1 protein-coding gene is annotated in these 977 nt (G+C 58.4%); it reads right to left on the bottom strand.

Translation table 11 applies throughout. The features are described 5' to 3' along the window. Window positions 1-85: 85 nt before the first annotated feature. Window positions 86-691 (bottom strand): hypothetical protein, encoded by a 606-nt coding sequence (locus EN939_RS35750; RefSeq protein ID WP_127272004.1) that lies wholly within the window; start codon window positions 689-691, stop codon window positions 86-88. Between the last annotated feature and the right edge of the window lie 286 nt (window positions 692-977).

The raw sequence follows: 977 nt of genomic DNA, 5'->3' as shown, positions 1-977 counted from the left end.
GCCAAGGTCTGATCCCGACCGCTTCGAAGGCGAGCCGGCCACTCGGCTGCCTTCTCGGCAAAGCTCTTTCAGCCTGGCTCGCCCGTTACATCGGCCCAGGCATCATCTTGGTCGGTTTTTCCAGCATCGGAAACTCGGCCTTGTTGCATTTCACGTTCGGGTTCGTCGGACTGAACATGCCGTTCGGGTTGTCCCCGAGCCAGGCATGAAGGTCGTAATGGACGAACTCCTTCGGGATGAGAGGGTAGTGCCCCTCCATAGGTCCCATGAAGGTTTGGCCAAACAGCTTGGGCGGCTCCTTGGTGTCCGGCGTCAGCGGCACCAGCCATTCCACTCCGACCAACTTCAGGCCTTCCTTGGTCGGCTCGTAGATCAGCACGTTCGGCCTCATCGGATCAAGCTTCTGGCCGACACTCGGGACATTGACGAAGTGGATGCCCATGGCGCCCTTCGGGTAGTCCATCGCGCCCGGTATCTTTTCTCCGCTGTAGTGGACGCAGCCGACGGTCGACAGATAGAGGTCGCGGACGGCAGCGGTGTAATCCTCATATTTGGCGAGCGACTTCTTCAAGGCTTCGATGTCGGCCTTGTTGGCGTCCTCGGCGCGAGCCGAAGCAACGTTCAGCCACGCGCCTACCAAACCTGTCAAAACGAGGACGCCGCAGCGCCCAAGGCTGGCTGTTCTTGTCATGCATTCCTCCCAGATTTCTGATCTGGCCGTGCAAGACCGAGGCGGAAAAATGCTGATTGCGCGGCCAGTGACACCGCCTCATCCCCTCAGGAACAGCGATGATGCTATTCCTTTCCATAGCTGCGGGAAAGATGTATTTTAGGAATAACTAATTGAATAACACCAATATCCGCTCAAACAAAAACGGCCCCCCATGGGAGCCGTTTCGCATTGGTTTGCCGTACAAATCAGGTGAGCGGCGAAAGCTGGATCTCGACGCGGCGGGTCTGGGCGCGGCCTTCGGCCG

This window comes from Mesorhizobium sp. M7A.F.Ca.CA.002.05.1.1, from assembly GCF_003998335.1.
Lineage (GTDB): Bacteria > Pseudomonadota > Alphaproteobacteria > Rhizobiales > Rhizobiaceae > Mesorhizobium.
This window is presented reverse-complemented; position numbering and strand designations above follow the sequence as displayed.